At 48.1% G+C, this 16,619-nt stretch carries 18 protein-coding genes; 10 read left to right on the top strand and 8 right to left on the bottom strand.

The window, feature by feature from the left end; genetic code table 11:
- Window positions 1–111: 111 nt before the first annotated feature.
- The 5 genes from hda to dapA all read right to left on the bottom strand — a co-directional run bounded on the left by hda (window position 112) and on the right by dapA (window position 4,766).
- Window positions 112–819 (bottom strand): DnaA regulatory inactivator Hda, encoded by a 708-nt coding sequence (gene hda / locus SD53_RS06025; RefSeq protein ID WP_046519325.1) that lies wholly within the window; start codon window positions 817–819, stop codon window positions 112–114.
- A complete protein-coding gene (locus SD53_RS06020) occupies window positions 819–1,964 on the bottom strand; it encodes a DUF2066 domain-containing protein (RefSeq protein ID WP_046519324.1) in 1,146 nt (381 codons plus the stop codon). The genes hda and SD53_RS06020 overlap by 1 nt, the downstream gene beginning before the upstream one ends.
- Before the next feature lie 26 nt (window positions 1,965–1,990).
- Complete coding sequence (locus tag SD53_RS06015; RefSeq protein WP_046519323.1) at window positions 1,991–2,626, bottom strand: YchE family NAAT transporter; 636 nt, start codon at window positions 2,624–2,626, stop codon at window positions 1,991–1,993.
- 183 nt (window positions 2,627–2,809) lie between these two features.
- Window positions 2,810–3,874 (bottom strand): NlpB/DapX family lipoprotein, encoded by a 1,065-nt coding sequence (gene bamC / locus SD53_RS06010; RefSeq protein WP_052749274.1) that lies wholly within the window; start codon window positions 3,872–3,874, stop codon window positions 2,810–2,812.
- Window positions 3,875–3,884: 10 nt separating this feature from the next.
- On the bottom strand, window positions 3,885–4,766 hold the full coding sequence (gene dapA / locus SD53_RS06005; RefSeq protein ID WP_046519368.1) for a 4-hydroxy-tetrahydrodipicolinate synthase: 882 nt from the start codon (window positions 4,764–4,766) through the stop codon (window positions 3,885–3,887).
- 142 nt (window positions 4,767–4,908) lie between these two features.
- On the opposite strand from dapA, the gene SD53_RS06000 reads away from it, so the two are divergent.
- The 9 genes from SD53_RS06000 to SD53_RS05960 all read left to right on the top strand — a co-directional run bounded on the left by SD53_RS06000 (window position 4,909) and on the right by SD53_RS05960 (window position 12,963).
- Window positions 4,909–5,436 carry a glycine cleavage system transcriptional repressor gene (locus SD53_RS06000; RefSeq protein ID WP_046519321.1) on the top strand — a complete coding sequence of 176 codons (528 nt, stop codon included), beginning with the start codon at window positions 4,909–4,911 and terminating at the stop codon, window positions 5,434–5,436.
- A gap of 15 nt (window positions 5,437–5,451) precedes the next feature.
- Entirely contained in the window at window positions 5,452–5,925 is a 474-nt protein-coding gene (bcp, locus tag SD53_RS05995; protein WP_046519320.1) for a thioredoxin-dependent thiol peroxidase, read from the top strand.
- A 107-nt stretch (window positions 5,926–6,032) separates the two neighbouring features.
- Window positions 6,033–7,145, top strand: coding sequence for a PQQ-dependent sugar dehydrogenase (locus tag SD53_RS05990; protein ID WP_046519319.1), 1,113 nt, complete (start codon window positions 6,033–6,035; stop codon window positions 7,143–7,145).
- Window positions 7,146–7,161: 16 nt separating this feature from the next.
- The gene (locus tag SD53_RS05985; RefSeq protein WP_052749273.1) at window positions 7,162–9,192 is read left to right on the top strand and encodes a TonB-dependent receptor family protein; all 2,031 of its coding nucleotides are present in this window, start codon (window positions 7,162–7,164) and stop codon (window positions 9,190–9,192) included.
- Between the two features lie 300 nt (window positions 9,193–9,492).
- Window positions 9,493–10,947, top strand: a complete 1,455-nt coding sequence (bepA, locus tag SD53_RS05980; protein WP_046519318.1) for a beta-barrel assembly-enhancing protease — start codon at window positions 9,493–9,495, stop codon at window positions 10,945–10,947.
- A 16-nt stretch (window positions 10,948–10,963) separates the two neighbouring features.
- Window positions 10,964–11,311, top strand: coding sequence for an arsenate reductase (glutaredoxin) (gene arsC / locus SD53_RS05975; protein ID WP_206539904.1), 348 nt, complete (start codon window positions 10,964–10,966; stop codon window positions 11,309–11,311).
- Window positions 11,308–11,895 (top strand): NAD(P)H:quinone oxidoreductase, encoded by a 588-nt coding sequence (gene wrbA, locus SD53_RS05970; RefSeq protein WP_046519316.1) that lies wholly within the window; start codon window positions 11,308–11,310, stop codon window positions 11,893–11,895. The genes arsC and wrbA overlap by 4 nt, the downstream gene beginning before the upstream one ends.
- Entirely contained in the window at window positions 11,892–12,320 is a 429-nt protein-coding gene (locus SD53_RS05965; protein ID WP_052749272.1) for a DUF2069 domain-containing protein, read from the top strand. Before wrbA ends, SD53_RS05965 begins: the two co-directional genes overlap by 4 nt.
- A 55-nt stretch (window positions 12,321–12,375) precedes the next feature.
- Window positions 12,376–12,963 (top strand): LON peptidase substrate-binding domain-containing protein, encoded by a 588-nt coding sequence (locus tag SD53_RS05960; protein ID WP_046519315.1) that lies wholly within the window; start codon window positions 12,376–12,378, stop codon window positions 12,961–12,963.
- Here SD53_RS05960 and queE read toward each other — a convergent pair.
- A complete protein-coding gene (gene queE, locus SD53_RS05955) occupies window positions 12,960–13,625 on the bottom strand; it encodes a 7-carboxy-7-deazaguanine synthase QueE (RefSeq protein ID WP_046519314.1) in 666 nt (221 codons plus the stop codon). The two genes, SD53_RS05960 and queE, sit on opposite strands and share 4 nt — an antisense overlap.
- An 86-nt stretch (window positions 13,626–13,711) precedes the next feature.
- Between queE and queC the strand changes: the two genes are divergently transcribed.
- Window positions 13,712–14,389, top strand: coding sequence for a 7-cyano-7-deazaguanine synthase QueC (queC, locus tag SD53_RS05950; protein ID WP_046519365.1), 678 nt, complete (start codon window positions 13,712–13,714; stop codon window positions 14,387–14,389).
- On the opposite strand, the gene SD53_RS05945 is transcribed toward queC, so the two are convergent.
- Window positions 14,377–15,255 carry a LysR substrate-binding domain-containing protein gene (locus SD53_RS05945; protein ID WP_046519313.1) on the bottom strand — a complete coding sequence of 293 codons (879 nt, stop codon included), beginning with the start codon at window positions 15,253–15,255 and terminating at the stop codon, window positions 14,377–14,379. The two genes, queC and SD53_RS05945, sit on opposite strands and share 13 nt — an antisense overlap.
- Window positions 15,256–15,528: 273 nt before the next feature.
- On the bottom strand, window positions 15,529–16,506 hold the full coding sequence (gene cysB, locus SD53_RS05940; RefSeq protein ID WP_046519312.1) for an HTH-type transcriptional regulator CysB: 978 nt from the start codon (window positions 16,504–16,506) through the stop codon (window positions 15,529–15,531).
- Window positions 16,507–16,619: the final 113 nt, after the last annotated feature.

Here is a 16,619-nt window from a genome sequence, read left to right as displayed (position 1 = left end):
TGTCGTATAAAAAGGTGGCAATAATACACCAGTTTTTCGCGCAGGGCTTGCGTAAAATAAGGCTTTTTTTCTGTTTGAAGGCTTATTTGCATTGCAAAGAACAGCCCAAAATCAGTGAGATAAGCTCAGCATATCTTTTACAAAAGGAATGGTCAGTTTGCGCTGATGCACTAACGAGGCTTTATCCAGTACGTCGAGAATTTGCACCAGTTCGCGGATGTCACGTTGTTGGCGGTTTAATAAAAACCGCGCCACTTCATCCGGCAGTTCCATGCCGCGTAAACGGGCTTTTTGTTGCAGCAGTTTTTGTTTGTCTTCATCGCCCAATAACCGCAGTTGAAAACTGGTGCAGGCCTGCAGGCGTGAGACCAAATCCGGCAAGGTAATGCCCAGTTCAGTCGGCGCTTGATCGGCCACAATAATCAGCGCTTTGCCCTGCTCTGTCATACGATTGTATAAATCAAATACCGCCACTTGCCAGCTGACATCGCCCGCAATCGCCTGAATATTATCCAGACAAACCAGATCCAGTTCTTCCAACTGATCCAGAATACGTGGGCTCCAGGCTCTGAAATCCTCCAGACTTAACAGTTGACTGGTTAACCCCAACTCCTGAGCCTGCACACAAGCGGCGTAGAGTAAATGCGATTTACCGCTGCCACTGGCGCCAAATAAATACAATGGCAGTCGATGTTCAAACGGCGTAGTTAAAAAATGTTTGATATATCCGACCACGGGGCTGGTATCAGCCCCATAAAAGGTATCAAGGGTTTCATCTTCCGGCAGTGTGACTGCCAAAGTGTATTGCACCGGAGTCATTAGTTCGGAATATACCTGTAACGCAGCACCACAGACTCAGCAACAGAAGACTCCACTGCGGGCTCTGCCGCCATCTCTGCCGCCATTTCAGCAAAGAGTTCATCAGTCCCTGTAATCGTTTGCGCAGTTTCAGTCGCACTGCGGTCAGCAGCGGCACCAGGTTGTGGCGTACTTTGCAACGACTGCAATCGACGCTCCAATGCCAAGGAGTTAATAAAGGCCGCCCGGTCTGCTGCCAGTTGCACTTTAAACTTTAATAAGTCAGCTTTGCGCTCTTTCACTGTCACTTGTTTAACAGACAGCATCGCACCGAGCATTTGTTGCACTTTGACCTGATCAACAAAGTTAGTTAAGCCTTCGATGTCCAGTTCCAACTCGATCTGAGCTTGCTGGCTGCCCAACTGAACAGCAAACTTGCTGGCAAGCTGCGAAGTCAGGCTACTGAGGAAAAGTGTGGCGAGTTCCTGCTGTGAGCCAGCCAACAGCTCATTGCTCACCAACTGATCCTGCTCATACCCCTGCCACGTCAATCGGTATTGACCCGTTGTCGGCTGGTCAAAAAGTAAAATTAAAGTTTGATCAGCATTAAATGCCAAACTGGCCTGTTCAATCAGCAGCCAGTTCCCTGCCCACACCTCGTCATGGGACAAGACCGGCGTAAAGCTGTCATTGGCTGTTGGCAGCTCCAGCGGCAGACCTATAGCTTTTGACTGTTGCAGCAGTTGGCTCAATACAGGATGAGTGGATCCTTGCATAAATACACGGTTTTCTGCGGTTTGCTCGACCGGCCACAGTACTATTGCCGGACGTCTGGCTCCCCAAATAGCGATCTGGTTCCGACTTAACAACTGCTGTATTTTTTGCTCATCCAACCCGACTTTCAATGCAGGTCCCTGCTCAGAACTGACAGCAGCAAAAGTTTTAATGTAATTACCGGCATTTTTCAGCTCAGCTTTAATAGCGCCCTGCTCAACCACAGCCGGGTTAACGGTAACTTTCACCAGCACCTGGGCCAGCGCCTGCTGTTGCCAGACGGCCTGGGGTTGACCTGCTGGAACTTCAGCCTGATACAAATCCGTCAATTGTTTTGCCTGTGCAGTACTGACAGCCAAAACAAAACTTAGCGCCGCAATAAGTAATCGCATCTTTTGCCCTTCACCTGCTCACACTGTTAACCTGCCAATACCGGGAAAATCCCCTTGAGGCCCAGACTAATAAACTCAATAGCTATAGCAGCCAGAATGAGTCCCATCACCCGGGTGATAATATTCATGCCGGTTTGTCCTAGTCTGTTGGCTATTTTACCTGATAAGCGCATTAGGATCGCCAGAAGAATGCCAACAAGAATAATTTCTGCTGAAATAATTAAAGAATGCAGCCAGCCGTCAGCTCTGTTGGCATACAAAATGACCGAGCTGATAGCTCCCGGCCCCGCCAACATCGGCATAGCCAGAGGCACGACGGCAATAGAGGATTTTTTCGCCGCCTCCAGTCGTTCCGCTTCCGTGCTCTTGGCTCCACTGGTTTGTGCATTCAGCATCGAAATCGCCATCAGCAGAATCAAAATGCCACCGCCTACCCGAAATGAATTCACCGAAATCCCAAAGAAACTCAGGATAAACTCACCAAAAAACAATGTGACCAGCAAAATCACGCTGGCAGCTTTGGCGGCTGTCATCGCCACTTGTTTTTTGTCCTGCTCACTGTGATCCGCAGTTAAGGACAGATACATAGGCAAAGCGCCTAACGGATTTAAGATTGCAATAATACCTATAAAAATTTTCAGATAATCTTGCACATCCAGCATTGGCTGTCCTTTATTGTTATTAAATTGAGGCTAATCATAGCTTTATTTAAATTAGGCTGCAGTGTTTTCATCAACTGACGGCTGTGATACCGCTGTTTTCTGGCAAAACAAAAACCACCCGCAGGTGGTTTTTCTCTACTGCACCAGAACCAAGGCCCAACCCCCGGGGCCGGCGCTGCTCTGTTACAGCTCGATATTGTCTTTTTTGATGAGCTGAACCAAAGCCTGGTGCAATGCGCTGACTTGCTCAGCAGACATCACCTTGCCTTCTCCATCGCGCCAGCTCAGGATAGTTCCGACTTCAGCTTTCGTTAAGACTACCTGATAATCGCCCGCAGTTAACGGAAGCACTATGGTCTCCTCGTCACCCCATAACGAATCCCAGAAACCAGTCTCAGGCTCGCTATACGTCAGGAAGAAGCTGTATTTGGTTCTGTCCAGATCGTTGACCACAAAACCGTTTTGTTCAAATAACAACTCCAACTGAGCCCAGGCAGTATCCAGTGTTTGCCCGGTGATCATCGCCGGGTTGCCTTGCTCATCAAAACCAGTGGTCAAGGTAATTTGACGCGATTGCGCTTTTTTCAGCTTGATTTGAGCCAATTCTACTGTCGCCACTTTATCCACTAATCGATTCAGGAAGTACACTTCCTCCCGTTTTTGCGCAATAGCTGACAGCTTGGCCGTGTTATCAATAAAGCGATGCTCGAGCAACTGCACCCTTAAACCAACAGTACGGCCATGTGGCTTGGGCTCCAACACTACAAGAAAGCGACTTTGCTCTTTCTCGACCATGTCCTTCCATAACCAAAAGCCTTCTTCTTCAAACCGGCTGATCCAGCCCGTTTCAAAAATCAGTCCTTGCTGGTCTTTTTGCGTCATTTCAATTTGTTTTTCCTGACCAAAATCCAGCACATTCTTCTGCAGGTAAGGTAGCAGCTCCCCGGTAAACTCTGAGCGTTCAAACCAGATCCGGGCTTCTTTCTCTTCCTCTTCCACCCGGCTATTGGTTGCCAGGGCCAACACCTGCATCGGGGATTTTAATTCAACTTCAGTGACAGGCGCGTTCGGTGCCGGCGGAATGTCATACTGTGCCGGTTTTTTCGCCGCGGTTAATCCATCCGGTACTTTTAATTCAGCGACAGGTTTCACCTCCACTGTATTTTGCTCTGCCACGTCTTCGGGAAACAGCGAACAGCCAGAAATAACCAATGAGGCAACTAAGCTTGCCGGGATCCAATACTGCACTATAAAACTCCTACACATTAATCTGGGCTTGTTTCAGCGCTTGTTCGATTGCGCTTTGATGAATTGGTTCCAATCGGGTTAAAGGTAATCTGGCCATATCATCGGCAATTAACCCCATTTTCAGCAGCGCCCATTTACTGGGGATAGGATTGGCTTCAATAAACAACTGGTGATGTAAGCCTTGTAACTTCTGATCAAGCTGCTGTGCCAATTCTGTATTTTTCTCTAATGCCGCTTTTGCCATCTGCGACATCAGCGCAGGGGCGACGTTGGTCGTCACCGAGATAACACCGTGGCCACCTTTTAACATAAATTCGCAGCAAGTGGCATCGTCACCGCTGAATAATAAAAAATCGGCCGGACATAAAGCCTGTAACTGCTCTAAACGGGATAACGAGCCAGTCGCTTCCTTGATACCAATAATATTTGGAACTTTAGCCAGCTCTGCCACTGTCTCAGGCAGCAAATCTACCCCGGTGCGGCCCGGTACATTGTATAAAATCACGGCTTTGTCTGTAGCCCCAGCAACAGCCTGATAATGCGCAAGCATACCTTGTTGCATCGGTTTGTTGTAATAAGGCGTTACCGTTAAAAAACCTGCAACAGGCAATGCAGATAAAATTTTGGTTTTCTCTACTGCATCCGCAGTAGAATTTGAGCCATTGCCGGCAATGACTGGAATGCGGCCATCCACCTGAGCCAATACAGCCTTGAGTACTTGCAGTTGTTCGGCAAAACTTAAGGTGACGGACTCACCCGTAGTGCCCATAATGACTAAAGCATCCGTCTGATTGCTTAAATGAAAATCCACTAATCGTTTCAGGCTGTCATAGTCCACAGCGCCGGTCGGATCCATAGGGGTGATTAAAGCAACAATACTTCCGCTAAACATGCTCAAAGCTCCAAAATTTTCAGGCTGCCTATGGTAATGACGCCCGGCAACAAACACAAGCAAGCGGCTGTCACACAGGTGAAATTTACGCGAAATATGCTAAACTTCGCAGCCGTTTTTCATTCAGAGACATCAACTTAGCATGCCACAACAATTGGTCGTCACTGCTATAGGTGCGGACAGAACAGGACTGGTCAGTCGCCTGGCACGTCTGGTTACCGACTGTAATTGCAATATAGTGGATAGCCGTATGGCTATTTTTGGTAATGAGTTCACTTTTATTATGTTGTTATCCGGTGATACGGTAGCCATCAGCCGGATTGAACATTTGTTGCCTGGCCTTGGCTATGAACTTGATCTGCTGACGATGACCAAACGTACATCTGCCAAGCCGACTGCAACAGTCAGTGCACACTATGTGTTGGAGTACAGAGGTAAAGATAAAGTGGGGACCTTAGGTGCTATCGCCAGCTTGTTGGCCCATCACCAGATTTACATAGGCGCCCTGCGCACTGAAACCCTGACCGATGCCCAGACTCAACAGTTGGTTAACCACTGCACTATGACGGTACAACTGCCAGAAGGTACACAGGTGGATCAGATCAAGCAGGAGCTTTTTGCGCTGCTTGACCAGCTTCAATTGACCGGGCGTTTTGAAGCACAGTCATAATTAAAAGGAAAAACGATGAACAGATTAACCGCAGGACAACAGGTCTCAGATTTTAGTTTGCCTGATCAAACCGGCACACTGGTACAACTGAGTGACTTACTGAAAAAAAGTCGGGTTTTGGTGTATTTTTACCCCAAAGCCATGACCCCAGGCTGTACAGTACAGGCCTGTGGTTTGCGCGACAGTAAAACACAACTGGCGGACTTTAATGTCCGGGTTGTAGGAATTAGTACAGATGCCCCTGCCCGCTTAGCAAAGTTTGAACAAAAAGAGCAGTTGAATTTTACCTTGTTAGGTGACGAAAACCACCAGGTTGCAGAAGCTTTCGGCGTCTGGGGTGAAAAAAAGTTTATGGGCAAAATTTACGATGGCATCCACCGCATCAGTTTTCTGATTGAACAGGATGGAACCGTCAGTAAGGTGTTTGATGACTTTAAAACCAGCAATCACCATGAGCTGGTGCTGGCTTATCTGAAAAACCCTGATTAGTCTCCGTTAGTCCTGTGAGAATGGATACCAGCCGCATTTTTAGTACTTTTTTCTGCTATCCATTATGCTCAGTTTTTTCATTCATGCTCAAAAAAAGGATCTGTTGTATGCATAAACTTACTCTGCTCAGCCTGATCGCAGGCTTAAGTCTGGCCGCGCAGCCTCTGGTGGCTGAAACCCTTAAAACTGAAAAAGCCACCCTGGATATGCAAACACTGTCGTCTGGTTTGAACCATCCATGGGCTATGCAATTCCTGCCTGACGGCTCATTACTGGTGACTGAACGAGCAGGCTTTATGCGCTATATCAGCAAAACCGGTGAAAAAAGTGAAGCCATTCAGGGATTACCTGCGGTACATGCCAAAGGTCAGGGTGGATTGTTAGGTCTGGTATTGGACCCTGATTTCGCTACCAATAAAACTATTTATTTTAGTTTCAGTGAGCCACGGGACGGCGGTACCAACGCCACTGCGGTCGCCAGCGCTGTTCTGGATGGTCAGACCTTAAAACAGGTCAAAGTCATTTTCCGTCAGGCTGAAGCCATTGATAGCAACTACCACTACGGTGGTCGTTTGGCTTTTACTCCGGCAGGAGAACTTTTTATCACTATGGGCGACCGTGGTTCGCGTCGTGATGATGCCCAAAAGCTTTCTGGCCACTTTGGTAAAATAGTCAAAGTCAACAAAGATGGTTCTGCCGCACCAGGGAATCCTTTTGCCACGGTCGCAGATGCTAAAGCAGACATTTGGTCTTATGGTCATCGCAACTTGCAAGGTGCAGCCATACATCCACAAACCGGCGCTTTATGGACCCATGAGCACGGTCCACAAGGTGGCGATGAAATCAATATCGCTACCGCAGGTAAAAATTACGGCTGGCCGGTCATTACGTATGGTGAAGAATACGGTGGGGGCGTAATAGGTCAAAAAACCAAAGCAGGTTTAGAACAACCGCTGCACTACTGGGTGCCATCTATCGCGCCAAGTGGCATGAGTTTTTACACAGGTACACAAATTAATGGCTGGCAAAACAACCTGTTAATTGGCTCCCTCAAATTCGGTCAACTGGTACGTTTAGAGCTGACTGGCGATAAAGTCAGTCACGAAGAACGCATTCGTATTGGTGCCCGCATCCGGGACGTTCAGGCGGGTCCTGATGGTGCCGTTTATCTGCTGACTGACGAAGACGACGGTAAGTTATTGCGTTTATCACCCCAATAAAGAGTCACGACTTGTCATGAACTATTTACCTTTTAAACTGAGCGCCGTTGCGCTCAGTTTTTTTTCTGCAGCAACCTTGGCAGCGGATAATCCCAGCACGGAGCATACCCCTGCTGAAATCATCGTAGTGACGGCTCAGGGACAACAATCGCCCTGGTTAGGCAGTGCAGCCAGTAGTTTTTACAAAAGCTTTGAACTACAACCCTTGCAGACTGACGCTGCCACTTTATTGCAGCATATCCCCGGTATTCAGGCCGACAGCAGAGCCAATTACGCTCAGGACACTAGGTTGAGTGCTCGCGGCTTCGGTAGCAGAAGCAGTTTTGGTATCCGTGGTCTGCGTTTATTACAGGACGGAATTCCGTTGTCGAGTCCGGATGGCCAGGGCCAGTTCAGTTCGGTATTGCTGGATCAATTGGCATCAGTAGAAGTATTAACCGGACCTCTGGCGGTGCTGTATGGTAACGCAACAGGTGGCGTCGTCGCGCTGCAAAGCCGCTGGCCGACAGAAAACTCGGCAGCAGTGCAACTGAGCCATAGTCAGTTTGCCCGTCAGCAGTTGCTTTCTGCCTCAGTGGTAAAAGGCAAACATGCCAGCTCTGTCAGCCTAAAAAATGCCGAATTACAAAGCCAACGTGCACATAGTGATGCGAAAAAACAGCAAGCGCAATGGTTATGGCAAAGTGCTTTTGAGCAGGATCTGAAACTGCAACTGCGCTATGACTGGTCTTATGATCCGTTGCTGCAGGATCCACTAGGTTTAACCCTGCAGGAATGGCAGAGCAACCCACGCCAAACCGCCAGCAACGCCCTGGCCTTTGATACCCGTAAATTTACCAAACAACAGCAGTGGAGCATCAATCTGTCGCAGCAAGGTGTGGATCAGAGCTGGCGTCTGGCCGCCTGGTTTGGTCAGCGTGATGTGGGACAGTATTTAGGCTTTGATGGCAGTGCTCCAACCTCAGCCGGTGGTGTGGTGGATTTAAGCCGGCCTTATCAGGGACTGGACGCCGCCTATAGCTGGCAATTTGACCAGCTTCGTCTGAGTTTGGGTGGCGCGCTTGAGCAAAGCACCGATGAGCGTCGCGGTTATGTTAATAATCAGGGGGTTCAGGGAGACTTACGCCGTGACGAAGAAGGTGAGGTGCAGTCCGCAGATCTCTACAGTCGTTTTGTTTGGGATTTCGACTCAGCCTGGCAATTAAGTGGTGGAATCCGCCATTCGGATCTGGATTTTGACGTCACGGATTTTTATATCACAGCACAAAATCCCGATGACAGCGGCTCCACATCCTTTGCAAACACCTCAGCCGCTTTGGCACTGAACTTTGCCCAATCTGAGCAGCTCTCCTGGTATCTCAGTGCAGGCCGTGGTTTTGAAACCCCGACGTTTACCGAGATGGCCTATCAGAGCAATGGCGAAGGTTTGAATCTCGCTCTTAAAGAGAGCACGAACCAGCAATGGGAGCTGGGGAATAAATGGCAGCAGGAGAACTGGCGCTCCAGCCTGGCGCTGTTTTTGGTTGAAAGTGAAAACGAGTTGGTGGTGGATCAATCCAGTGGTGGCCGAACCAGTTATCGCAATGCCAGCGAGACAAAGCGTACAGGGGTTGAGTTGTCCGCCTTGTGGTTTGCTTCTGCATCCTGGCAGCACCAATGGACCTTGACTCAACTCAATGCCCGCTTTACACAAGGCGATCTTGATGGAAAGTTGCTGCCCGGTGTGGCCAAACAACAGGCACAATGGCAAATCAGTTGGATGCCGTTGCAAAGCAGTGACTGGATGCTGCAGTTTGATACCTTGTATCGCGGTAAAATAGCGACCAGCGATCAAAATCTGCTTTTCGCGCCCTCAGCCACTGTCTATCACCTGAAACTGGTTGCACAATCACAATTCTCTGCCATGCAACTGCGATACTATCTGGGGGTCGATAATCTGACAGATAAAAATTATATCGGAGCTGTCGTCGTCAATCAGGCCAACGGACGTGCTTTTGAGCCGGCATTACCCCGTTCAGTCTCGTTAGGATTCAGTCTGAATTTTTAAGTCACGTCCAGAGCTTGGTGCAACAGCACTAAGCTCTGACTTGGTGGAAAATCCAGATGAAGTTGAACTTCACACTATTTTTTCTGCCAAAGACAATGAAATTAATCAGTGGCTTAACAACAATGAACAGAACCACTGTACACTCTGCTTTATCCTTGCCTGACCCTATCAGGTTGCAATGCCTGGCATAGCTATGTCGTTGCTGCTGTTATGGATTTATCAAAAAAAGCTGGGGTATGCGGACCAACTGAATTAAAATTGCCCGTGTTTAAAGCCGGTATGACTGAGTTCAAAAAATAAATGAAGCGATTTGCAGTAAAAACACAATTCATTACAGTGAGCCTGTTCAGTCTTGGTTTGGTTCTGAGCAGCCCCACTCAGGCAAACAATGCCTTACCTGATATCGGTGGTAATGCGTTCTCGACCTTAACGCCTGATAAAGAAAAACAACTGGGTGACGTGATGATGCGTCAAACTAAAGGCCAGTTGCCCATGGTGTACGATCCGTTGATGGATGAATACCTCAACGCTATGGGCAACCAAATGGTCGCCAAAGCCCAGGACGTTAAATTCCCATTCCGTTTTTACTGGGTTAATGATAAGAATATCAACGCCTTCGCCACCTTAGGCGGCAATATAGTCTCCCACACAGGTACACTCGCCGTATCAGACAGCGAAAGTGAATTCGCCTCTGTGATAGCGCACGAAATTTCCCACGTCACCCAGCGCCACATCGCACGTTCTGTCGAAGCCAGATCTGAAAATGGTCCTTTGACTATGGCGGGGATCCTCGGCTCTATCCTGCTGGCGACAGTGAATCCTGAAGCAGGTATGGCTGGTATTATGGCTTCTCAGGGGCTGGCCCAACAAAGCGCTATTAACTTTACCCGCAGCAACGAGCAAGAAGCAGACCGTATCGGTATTCAACTGATGGCAGATGCGGGTTACGACCCTTATGCCGTGCCAGAGTTTTTTAACAAACTGGCGGAAAAAAGTCGCTTTGCCAATACCCAGCTTGCGTTCCTGTACACACACCCGCTGTCACAATCCCGGGTCGCCGATTCACGCCTGCGGGCTGAACAATTCCCTAAACGTTTTGTGGCTGACAGTCAGGACTACACGCTGGTCAAAGCCAGGGTTCTGGCGCGTTATCATTACCAGACTAAAGATGCGCAAAGTTATTTTTTACGAAAATTGGCAGAGCCGGGTGGCAATACCAAAGCCAATCAGTATGGTTTGGCCCTGACCTACTTTGATGACAAACAAGTGGAGAAAGCGGAACAAATTATCAATAAACTACGCCAGCAAGAACCAGATAATCTGTTTTACATCGATGCTTACACCGATATCCTGCTAGCCCAAGGCAAAGCTGAACAAGCCATGAGCATGCTGGAACAACAATACCTGCTCAAACCCAACAATCAGGTGATCACGCTCAATTACGCCAACGCCGCCATTCAGGGAAAAGCCCACCGCTTAGCGGTGCACTTACTCAGAAATTTACTCTACTACAGAAATGATATATTTCTGGCCTATGAAATGTTGGCCGATACATACAAAGCAATGGAAGACTACGCCCGCTATTACGAGGCCAGAGCCGATTTGTATTATCAGATGGCGGTTTACCCTAAAGCTATTGATGATTTAAACGAAGCGCTAAATCATGTGGGTAAAAATAACACCCTGGAAAACAGACGCATTGAAGCCAAGAAAAAACAATGGCAAACCGAACTTAATCGTCTGAAAAGACTGTAATAACAAGGCTCTGTCTATGATTACGCTTTACCATAACAATCGCTGCTCAAAAAGTCGCGAAGCTCTGGCCCTGTTGGAACAAAGTGGCAAGGCTTTTACTGTGCGTTATTATCTTGAGCAGCCGTTGTCTGCACAAGAACTGTACGCTTTACTCAACGCTCTTGCGCTTCCCGCCCGTGAGTTACTTCGCAGTAAGGAAGAAGAATACAAAACGCTGGGACTTGCTGATCCGGCCTTGTCGGAACAACAACTGATTTCTGCTTTGGTACAGTATCCGAAGCTGATGGAACGACCAGTGCTGCAGGTCGGTGACAAGGCCGTCATTGCCCGTCCAGCCGATAAAATGCTGGAATTGCTGGCATGAAGGTGCAGTTGTTAATAGTGTATTATTCCCGTCATGGATCGGTTGCGGCTTTAGCGGAGAAGATCGCTATTGGTGCGCAGCAAGTCGGTGCTGAGGTAAATATTCGGACTGTGCCAGCTTTGGATGGTTCTGTGTTTGGTCTGCACCCTCAGCTTACAGAGCAAGACTTGCTCGAGGCCGATGGCTTTGCTTTTGGTAGTCCGGTCCGGTTTGGCAATATGGCGGCTCCGCTTAAAGCATTTTGGGACAGCACCAGCAATCTGTGGATCAAAGGAGCGTTAATGGATAAGCCTGCGGGAGTATTTACCTCATCCGGCAGCATGCATGGCGGTAACGAGGCTAATTTACTCAGCATGATGTTACCTTTGTTACATCACGGTATGCTGATCCTAGGTTTGCCCTACAGTGAACCTGAGCTGCATCATACCCAAACAGGGGGCACTCCTTATGGACCCAGCCATGTCAGTGGCTTGGCCGGAGCGAATCAGTTAACGAAAGATGAACATCAACTTGCAATTCAATTTGGCAAACGTTTAGCCTTGGCTGCTATTGCGTTAAAAACTTCCGGATTTACCACGTTATGACTAATAGTACCGTGATTATGGCGCCCTCTACCCGGCTTTACTTGTGGCTCGGCCGCATTGGTTTTACCGGCCTTTTTATCCTGATCCCACTCTGGGTTTTGTGGTTAGCGCCACCAGAGCTCGGCAGTGCCAAAGTGTTATTAGCTCTGTTATGGACACCGCTGTGGTTGCCGCTCTGGGGCATCATCAGAGCAAAAGCTTACACTTTTGCCTGGGCGAACTTTATTGTGATGCTGTATATGATCCACAGTCTGACGCATTTATGGGTCAGTACTGGCACAGAGTTTCTGCTGGCTGTGCTTGAATTACTGTTTTGCGCCCTGATGTTTGTTGGCTGTACTTATTACGCCCGCAACAGAGGCAAAGAACTGGGTTTAAAAATCCCAAAACTAAAAGATGATCCAATAAGAACAGCCAAAGACTAATCTGAATCTCCAGTTGCAGCGTAAATAACCGTAGAGTAGTTAACGACATGCGGTTATGAACCCTGTAATAGCTTTATTTCCACTAAATACCCTGCTGTTGCCTGAAGGCAGAATGCGTTTGCGCTTGTTTGAACCACGTTATTTGCGAATGATGAAAGAAGCCAGCAGTGGCAAAAGGCCTTTTGCAATGGCCAGCCTGAATCCGCTGGTGAGCCAGCATCATCCGGATCGCATTTGCCCTGAAGTGACGCTGGTTTCTATCGTTGATTTTGAACAACTGCCGGATGGTCTGCTGGGGATCACTGTCGAGGGTACAGGCCGTTATCAAATCGTAAAAAGATGGCAAGAGCCCGACAAACTGCACGTGGCAGAACTGGCGCCAATTCCGTTTTGGAGCGCACAAAATGCCACCGCAGAGCAACAGTTATGGCAGAAATTACAGCTAGTATTTAAGCAATACCCGGAATTGGCCAGACTTTACCCAGAACCTGATCATCAGAACTTGTGCTGGCTGGTATCGCGTTGGATGGAGCTGTTGCCACTGACCCCGCATTTGAAACGTCAGTGGTTAACACAGGATTTAGCTGACACAGCCAAAGATTTAGCACTTTGGCTGGAAGATAGCCTGGAAGAAATGAGCTAGTTGATCCCCAGATACTTATGCACTTGCACGCTTAAGCGCCAGTTGTATTGTTTACAGAATTCAATGGCCAATTGAGTCGCCTTGGCCTTTTGGCTTATTGGTTGCAGGTACACTAAAGTCTGAGTGAGATCCAAGCCTTGTAGCAGTTCCAGTAACTCATCGATGTGCTTTTCCATCGCCACCGGATGTTTAATTTCATTGGCTCGCTCCAAGGCTGTGCGCAGTACCTGATAGCCGCCTTTCATGTTCACTTTTGGAGAAACAGTGACCCAGGTACTGTTCGGCACCAGAATTTCAAAAGTACCACTGGTCTCAATTTGGGTCGAAAACCCGTGCTGATGCAGCAATTCACACAATGGCCTTAAATCATACATGCAGGGCTCGCCACCGGTGATCACCACATGTTTGGCACGGTAAGCTTTATCGGCAAAAAGTTGCACCAGATCCGCTGCGGTGAAGCTACACCAATGATCAGAGTCGGCCTTTTTCTCTAAAATAGCAGCAGGACTTAGCTGTAAATCAGGGTCGATCTCCCAGGTTTGTTTAGTATCACACCAGGAACAGCCAACAGGACAGCCTTGTAAACGCAGAAAAATAGCAGGAGTGCCGGTGTAACTGCCTTCACCCTGAATGGTCTCGAAAATCTCGTTTACTTTATACACTTTATGGGGTTTCCTTTAGCTACAGGCTCAGATACAGTACAATGCGCGCCCGAAATTTTGCCTATTATAGCGAGAGAGCCCGACAGATGCCGCAAAAAGTTGTTGTGATCTATTCCGGTGGTATGGATTCATTTACCGTGCTGCACAAAGCCATAGCTGAAGGTCATCATGTGTATGCCCTGTCTTTTAACTATGGTCAGCGCCATGTCAAGGAATTGATCTGCGCTAAAAGCGTCTGCGAGGAATTAGGCATCTCGCATAAAGTAGTGGATATTTCTGCGATCAATCAATTGCTGGCGGGCTCAAGCCTGATGGCGCCGGACAGCACTCATGAAGATATTCAGGTGCCTGAAGGTCATTATGCTGCTGATAATATGAAATCCACCGTGGTTCCCAACCGCAATATGATTTTATTGTCGCTAGCTGTAGGTTATGCCGTCTCCCTGAACGCCCGTGCCGTCTATTACGGCGCCCACTCTGGTGATCATTTTATTTATCCGGATTGCCGCCCTGAGTTTGTGCATAAAATGAATGATGTCTGTCAGGTGGCCAACTACGAGCCTGTGGACATCGTCAGCCCCTACTTAAGCCAGACCAAAATTGAAATTTTACGGGATGGCTTAGCCATGGGTCTGGACTACAGCAAAACCTGGACTTGTTACAATGGCCGCGAAAAGGCCTGCGGTAAATGTGGCTCCTGTCAGGAACGACTGGAAGCTTTTGAGCTAAATAACGCGACAGACCCGCTAATTTACGAAGGTTGATGCAGGCGGATTTGTTCTACCAACTGTTGCAGTGGGCCCGCCTGATGCTGGCCCTGTCGACAGGCTGCATACATAGTCCGGAATAAACCTTGTTCACCGACCGGCAATACCGCCAGCAGCCCCTGAGCCCGGTAAGGTTCCATCAGCCAACGTGGCAACAAAGCAACGCCCTGCCCGGTGGCAATTAACTGCAAAATCTGGCTACTTTGTGCTACCGCTCTGAATTTGGCTTCTAACCCAGCAGGTGCCAACACATAACGGTATAAATCCTGTCTGTCCAAAGGCAATGGATAACCCAATAACGTCTCCTCTTTGAGCTGCTGTGCTTTTACAAAAGGGTGTTGCACCAGCGGATGATCAGCGCTTACTCCCAGACACAATTCCATTTCAAATAAAGCTTCGAAAAACACGCCTTGCAGTTCACGCAAGTCGGTGGTCAACACCAGGTCCAGATCGTCACTTAACAACGCATCCAGCGCGTTGTGTTCAATTTCAGCAGAAAACTCAACCGGATAGTTTGGTTCTAGTCGGGCAAAAGCTTTAACCGCTGGCAGCAACCAATGAAAGCAGGCATGGCACTCGACGGCTAATCGGATACGCTTTAGGGCTTTGCCTTTAAGCTGCATTTCCACCTGCGCCACCAAAGGCAATATTTGTGCGGCTAACTCTAATAGCATCTGGCCTTGGCTGCTAAAACTCACGGGCTGACTTTTCCGCAAATAAAGCGCGGCCCCCAGATAAGACTCGGCCTCTTTAAGCTGATGCGACAATGCCGACTGCGTCAGGCACAACTGCTCAGCCGCAGCGACTAAGCTGCCCGTCTGCTGTAAGGCCTGTAAAGTTCGCAGCAATTTTAAATCAATCATGACCTCTACCTATTGACCCGGCTTGTGTAAACGGGCTGCGCTGTTTAGTTCTGCTTCGTGCAGCATAACCAGCCAAAACAGACATGTAAACATCTGGAAGTCCACCACAATAAATTTAAAGCACAGACAGTGATAGCGTATCGAGATAAGAATACAGCGAGGAAGGTATGATCAGATGCAGTGGCAATAACTTGCCTTGTGGTTCAAGGCTTTATGGTTCAGACCAACGAAACTGGAAGGGCCCGACGGGCCCTTCAGCAGCAAACTATTGCTCTACTTGACGGGTAATTCAAACTTGGCAAACATTCTGTCTATATCATCCTGATTGCGCAGCATATTGGCTTTTTCAACCACTTCCCGGGTTAAATGGGGAGCGAAACGCTCAATAAAGTCATACATGTAAGTACGAAGGAAAGTACCTTTTCTAAAGCCAATCTTAGTGGTCGAGGCAGCAAACAAGTGACTGGCATCAATGGAGACCAAATCTTTATCCGCCTCTTTGTCCATCGCCATGGAGGCAATCACCCCCACCCCTAAACCTAAACGCACATAGGTTTTTATCACGTCAGCGTCTGTGGCTGTAAAGACTATTTTGGGCTCTAAGCCTTTTTCACCAAAAGCACGATCCAGCTCGGAGCGGCCAGTAAAACCAAACACATAAGTGACTATCGGATGTTCGGCCACATCTTCTACCGCTATTTTGCGGTTTAAGTTGGCCAGCGGATGGTCGTGACGCACTATCACACTGCGATTCCAGTGATAACAAGGTAACATCACCAAATCGCTGAACAAATGCATAGCTTCGGTGGCTATTGCAAAATCAGCATCACCACGGGAGGCGGCTTCCGCTATTTGTGATGGAGTGCCCTGATGCATGTGCAACGACACTTTTGGAAACTTCTTCATAAAACCACTGATCACCGGAGGCAGCGCATAACGGGCCTGCGTATGAGTTGTGGCTATATTCAGTTTGCCTTGATCAGGCAAGGTATGCTCTTTGGCCACGGCCTTGATGCTTTCAACTTTTCCTAGTATTTGTTGAGCGATTTCAATAACATCTCTGCCAGCGGGTGTAACATGGGTTAGATGTTTACCAGAGCGGCCAAACACCTGGATGCCAAGTTCATCCTCCAGCATTCGCACCTGTTTACTGATACCAGGCTGTGAAGTGTATAAACTCTCTGCTGTGGCGGAGACATTCAGGTTGTGATTGAGAACTTCAACAATGTAACGCAGCTGTTGTAATTTCATGTGTCAGTGATCCGTTCTTGGCATATGATATAAACACTATACATATTCGATTGGATATTCCAACTTATTTTGATTTGAATGGAATATATAACCAATAGTAACTAAAAAAACTG

It is taken from the genome of Rheinheimera mesophila, from assembly GCF_000986865.1.
Lineage (GTDB): Bacteria > Pseudomonadota > Gammaproteobacteria > Enterobacterales > Alteromonadaceae > Pararheinheimera > Pararheinheimera mesophila.
Note: the sequence above shows the minus strand (reverse complement) of the source record. Positions and strands in the feature narration are given on the sequence as shown.

What these genes read in the sequence shown, in the direction of transcription:
- hda (WP_046519325.1), bottom strand. Translation starts at nt 819, where the DNA reads ATGACTCCGGTGCAATACACTTTGGCAGTCACACTGCCGGAAGATGAA.
- SD53_RS06020 (WP_046519324.1), bottom strand. Translation starts at nt 1,964, where the DNA reads ATGCGATTACTTATTGCGGCGCTAAGTTTTGTTTTGGCTGTCAGTACT.
- SD53_RS06015 (WP_046519323.1), bottom strand. Translation starts at nt 2,626, where the DNA reads ATGCTGGATGTGCAAGATTATCTGAAAATTTTTATAGGTATTATTGCA.
- dapA (WP_046519368.1), bottom strand. Translation starts at nt 4,766, where the DNA reads ATGTTTAGCGGAAGTATTGTTGCTTTAATCACCCCTATGGATCCGACC.
- SD53_RS06000 (WP_046519321.1), top strand. Translation starts at nt 4,909, where the DNA reads ATGCCACAACAATTGGTCGTCACTGCTATAGGTGCGGACAGAACAGGA.
- bcp (WP_046519320.1), top strand. Translation starts at nt 5,452, where the DNA reads ATGAACAGATTAACCGCAGGACAACAGGTCTCAGATTTTAGTTTGCCT.
- SD53_RS05990 (WP_046519319.1), top strand. Translation starts at nt 6,033, where the DNA reads ATGCATAAACTTACTCTGCTCAGCCTGATCGCAGGCTTAAGTCTGGCC.
- SD53_RS05985 (WP_052749273.1), top strand. Translation starts at nt 7,162, where the DNA reads ATGAACTATTTACCTTTTAAACTGAGCGCCGTTGCGCTCAGTTTTTTT.
- bepA (WP_046519318.1), top strand. Translation starts at nt 9,493, where the DNA reads ATGAAGCGATTTGCAGTAAAAACACAATTCATTACAGTGAGCCTGTTC.
- arsC (WP_206539904.1), top strand. Translation starts at nt 10,964, where the DNA reads ATGATTACGCTTTACCATAACAATCGCTGCTCAAAAAGTCGCGAAGCT.
- wrbA (WP_046519316.1), top strand. Translation starts at nt 11,308, where the DNA reads ATGAAGGTGCAGTTGTTAATAGTGTATTATTCCCGTCATGGATCGGTT.
- SD53_RS05965 (WP_052749272.1), top strand. Translation starts at nt 11,892, where the DNA reads ATGACTAATAGTACCGTGATTATGGCGCCCTCTACCCGGCTTTACTTG.
- SD53_RS05960 (WP_046519315.1), top strand. Translation starts at nt 12,376, where the DNA reads ATGAACCCTGTAATAGCTTTATTTCCACTAAATACCCTGCTGTTGCCT.
- queC (WP_046519365.1), top strand. Translation starts at nt 13,712, where the DNA reads ATGCCGCAAAAAGTTGTTGTGATCTATTCCGGTGGTATGGATTCATTT.
- SD53_RS05945 (WP_046519313.1), bottom strand. Translation starts at nt 15,255, where the DNA reads ATGATTGATTTAAAATTGCTGCGAACTTTACAGGCCTTACAGCAGACG.
- cysB (WP_046519312.1), bottom strand. Translation starts at nt 16,506, where the DNA reads ATGAAATTACAACAGCTGCGTTACATTGTTGAAGTTCTCAATCACAAC.